At 35.7% G+C, this 4,178-nt stretch carries 4 protein-coding genes and 1 pseudogene; 3 read left to right on the forward strand and 2 right to left on the reverse strand.

Going from position 1 to position 4,178, the window contains the following annotated elements; all coding sequences use genetic code 11:
- Positions 1-248: 248 nt before the first annotated feature.
- Positions 249-1,106, forward strand: a complete 858-nt coding sequence (locus H3T43_RS09215; RefSeq protein WP_198214155.1) for an IS982 family transposase — start codon at positions 249-251, stop codon at positions 1,104-1,106.
- Positions 1,107-1,115: 9 nt separating this feature from the next.
- Positions 1,116-2,147 (forward strand): annotated as a pseudogene (locus H3T43_RS09225) (SLAP domain-containing protein); the annotation flags it as partial.
- A 23-nt stretch (positions 2,148-2,170) separates the two neighbouring features.
- Here the strand turns inward: H3T43_RS09225 and H3T43_RS09230 are convergent.
- Together H3T43_RS09230 and H3T43_RS09235 are read right to left on the reverse strand one after the other, a co-directional pair.
- The gene (locus H3T43_RS09230; RefSeq protein WP_198214157.1) at positions 2,171-2,764 is read right to left on the reverse strand and encodes a hypothetical protein; all 594 of its coding nucleotides are present in this window, start codon (positions 2,762-2,764) and stop codon (positions 2,171-2,173) included.
- 64 nt (positions 2,765-2,828) lie between these two features.
- Complete coding sequence (locus tag H3T43_RS09235) at positions 2,829-3,854, reverse strand: MFS transporter (RefSeq protein ID WP_223903053.1); 1,026 nt, start codon at positions 3,852-3,854, stop codon at positions 2,829-2,831.
- Here H3T43_RS09235 and H3T43_RS09485 point away from each other — a divergent pair.
- A complete protein-coding gene (locus tag H3T43_RS09485; protein WP_013641887.1) occupies positions 3,801-3,992 on the forward strand; it encodes a hypothetical protein in 192 nt (63 codons plus the stop codon). The two genes, H3T43_RS09235 and H3T43_RS09485, sit on opposite strands and share 54 nt — an antisense overlap.
- Positions 3,993-4,178 lie beyond the last annotated feature (186 nt).

The following is a 4,178-nucleotide window of genomic DNA, read 5'->3' on the forward strand; positions in this document are numbered from 1 at the left end:
GAGAAAGGAACTCCTTTTTCTAATGTTTTAAGAAATTAATTTAAGGAATTATTCATCCTTACACAAACTATTTTACGGTCTCTTAATCAATAAACTGAAATCATCATCAATTATATTTAACTAAATATTAGATACTATAATATATAATAGTACGCGTGGTGCTAGTTAAATCGTTTTAGTTAATAAAAAAGTCCAATCTTGTTAGACTCGACTTGTAAATAGTAATAATAGAAAAGAGTCTGATCTGATTGAACTGCCTTAAGCTTAGGCATTTTAGCCACCATTTACAAGCTAGTTTTAAAGATTTAGTGATAATTTGTCGGCACTGGTATCGTTTGTATGCACCGGCTGAGTTTACTCATCGGCGAAATATTGATCAAATTAAAACTACGGACAGTCTGATTTTGGCTTTACTTATCTGGCAAGCTAAGACAGGAATTGAATCACAAAGAAGATTCTGTGAATATTTCAATTGTTTATCACACTCACGTTTTAATCGGCGTTCACGTCAGCTATTGCAATTGATTTATCAGATACGGCAAGAAATGAATAAAAAGGTTGACCTGAATGGACAGTTCTTGATCATTGACAGCTTTTCGGTACCTGTTTACCAACCAATTCGCAACTATCGTGCTAAAATTTTTCGCGGTTATGCCAACATTGGTTATAAGGCCACCAAGAAAATTTACTTCTATGGTTTCAAAGTTCATGCCATTGTTAGCGATGACGGTTACATTCTTGATTATGTCGTAACAAAGGCATCAGTTCATGATGCCAGGGAGACAGTTGAACTGATGGAAAATACCCATCCATCTAATTACTATCTTCTTGGCGACGAAGGCTATTTAGGCAAAGAACTGCATCAACAGCTAAAACAAATGGGTTACGAACTTTGGACACCATATCGTAAAAATATGACAGGAGCTAAAAAGCACAATGATCATCAATTGATGGCTATTCGCAGAACAATTGAAAGCGGCTTTTCGCTTCTGACCTATTACAATACCGAGAACAATCGAGCACGTAGTCTGATAGGCTTTCAAAGCCGGTTGGAAATTGCAATTTTAGCTTATAATTCGGCTTATTGTCTAGAACGATTTAACTAGCACCACGCGTACGTTTATGGTTCAATCTATGTTGCCCCAACTCCTGTTACTATTGACGGTAGCCAATACTATAAAATTTCAGGCAAGGATCAATATATCAAAGTAACCAACATTGATGGTGTAACTAGAAAAATTACACATAATGCTTATATCTACCGGACTTCTACTCAAAGAACGCCATATGGTATGACTGCAAGCAGTAAGAAGTGGAAATTCTACAAGGGAAAAACTGTAACCACATACGGTGGCTCCTACAAATTTAAGAATGGTAAACGTTACTTTAGAGTAGGTGGTCCAAGAAAACAATATATTAAGTCTTACAATTTAGGACCAGTTATTAGTTCTAACATTAGTGCTGCTACTACAACAACTACTTCCAAGACAAATACAACTAACACTTCATCAAAAAATGTTGATGAGACTACCGTAACTGTTGATGTCGCAAAATATTATAGAAAGACCGCACCTATCTTGACCTTTACTAGTGATGGTAATCCAAAAATTGTTAAATCAGTTCCTAATGGTACTAAGTTTACCGTAGACCGTTTAGAAAGTGGTGACCGAGCTGATAAAGTGGCATATGCAGTTGGTTCATTTAATGGTGATCAAACTATTTACCATATCAAGGGTATAGATAATTGGATTTATTCAATTGATGTTAAGGCTGATAAGAAGTTACCTGTACATGATTATAATGCAGAGAACTTTTCTTACATCACCTTCCCTAAAGCTACCGATGTTTACAATGCCGATGGAACTATTCAAAACCATAATGGTCAAAAGATCATAAAGCAAATGGGACACTTAAAGGTAGACAAATTAATGTATATTTGGGTTCCGAGCGAAAATAAAGCTGAATTATTCTATCACTTAGTTGGAACCAGTTTCTATGCAACTACTACTCCAACAGCAAGACAAAGTAAAATCGATGTAGGACACGACGCTTATGTTAAAGCTGATGATGTTAAATTTGCCGGAGGAATTAAGTTAACACCATCTAACACTCCAGAAGAAGCACAAGCTGCTGCTTTAAAGAAGTAAAATACGTAAAAAATAGACTGTCGTTATGACAGTCTATTTTTCTTTACCTTAGTAAAATCATACTTTCTATATTTAAGTGCAACATTTTTATCCATAAAAATCGCACCGTTGATGACACTAGGATCAGTCCCATAGCTTAAGAAGAGACAATCATGGTTCTTAAATTGACCAGGTTGATAATCTAAGTTCACCAGATCCAAGAAGCCGCGCACTTTTAACGAATTACCTTGAGTATCAATTAGAACAATATTGCCAGAGTATTTTTTATTTTGTTTTTCAGAGTGACGATTCAATTTTAAATTTGGATCAACTTTTTGATAAGTGACATCGCCGTTAACCGTGTGCTCAGTAATCACGAGTTTTCTAGCCCTTTTAGAATAAGGATCGCCGCGATACCAGGTACCACGGTACTGGCTAGGTACAGTTGTAAGTTTAAAGCCCTTATATTTTTTATGAATATTAATGCGAGGAGCTTCACTAGATGATTTAGTCTCATGACGTACAATTTTTGAACTACTTGATGATTGTGAACTTAAATTTGATTTTGCTGTTTGCTTATTGCATCCCGTCAATAGCGCAGCGGCCATTACACTGATTAAAACAATCGCTTTTTTCATATTTATTCTCTTTTCTTAAATTTAATCTCAATTATAAAATATCTTTGAACAAAATAAAAGCGACTTAGTTTGCCGCTTCTTTTGCAAATAGCATGTTGATTCCACCAATGAGGACGAATACTGCGCAAAGAATAATTAAAATCTGATCGCCTGAATGATCGAGCATGATCCCAGCAACTACGGAGCTGATTGGACCACCAATTGAAGTACTAGTGCGAATCGTGGTTAGCACACGTCCTAAATATGCATCTTCCGTAGTAATCTGAATCATTGATTCTGACAGAATATTTTGAAAACTAGTTAGAAAACCAAACAAGGCGATGAGCACACTTAATGCAAGCCAATTAGACAGGAAGAAGATCATCATTAATAAAGGAATGGTACTAAGCATCCAAGTGTAGGAGATCGTTTTAACTGTAGGAGTTAGCTTGCCCGAGATGAGTGTTCCTAAGAGAAAGCCGCCGACAAAGCAAAGATAGAGTGTACTATAAAGTCCAGTAGAGCCAAGCTTATCGGCTAGTTTAGGTAAGAGAATAATTAACGCTGGTGAAACGAAGGAATAGCAGATACATGACCAAAAGTAGTATTTAAGAAACCTATTTTGGCGAATATACTTTAAGCCGCTGAACACTTTTGCGCGATAGTTATTAGTTTTATCATCAGTATCGTTTGCTTGAGGTTTAGTCGATGGAATTTTTCTTAACGCAATGTACAGGAAGAAGATACTAATCAGACTTAAGCAGCTACAAACCAGCATCAATTGGCCAGCGATTAAAAGACTCAATAAAACACCTGAAAGGGCAGTACCAGCGATATTCACAACTTGATCAATCATACTCAACTTTGAAATTAAGCTGTTTAAATCTTTTTTAGAAGGGACGCTTTCTTTAAGGATTGCACGATCGGCCGGACTGAAGAATTCATCGCACATGGACATAATAGTAGAGATTAAAATGGTCAAAACTATGTCGTGACTCAGCCAGAACATCACTGCCGTTAAAAGGAATAACAAGATAGTTTGAACTAATAGGGATGTTTGACTGGTTCTCTTGAAGGAATGCTTATCAATAATTGGACCGTAAAAATTGATAAGGCAGCGGTAATTGAGAAAATCGCGTTAGTCAAGCCGACTAAAGATGATTTGCCGGTTTGGGTTTGCAGCCACCAGATGATGATCATGCCAAAGAGAGAATTGGATAAAAGCATGGTGGCTCGAGATAATAGGTAAATTTTCTTTTCTAACATTCACAACAACTCCAATTAGATATATGTATTGCGGTTAGTATGCCATAATTTTTATTATATTAAGAAAAAGTTAAAAAAGTAAATCGAAACTGTCAAATTTTTTGTGTAAATAGATTTTTCTCGTAGATTGATTTTTTAATCTTTTATTTAATCAAAGTAGGATTCTAAG

It is taken from the genome of Lactobacillus sp. M0396, assembly GCF_016101625.1.
In the GTDB taxonomy this organism is placed as follows: domain Bacteria; phylum Bacillota; class Bacilli; order Lactobacillales; family Lactobacillaceae; genus Lactobacillus; species Lactobacillus huangpiensis.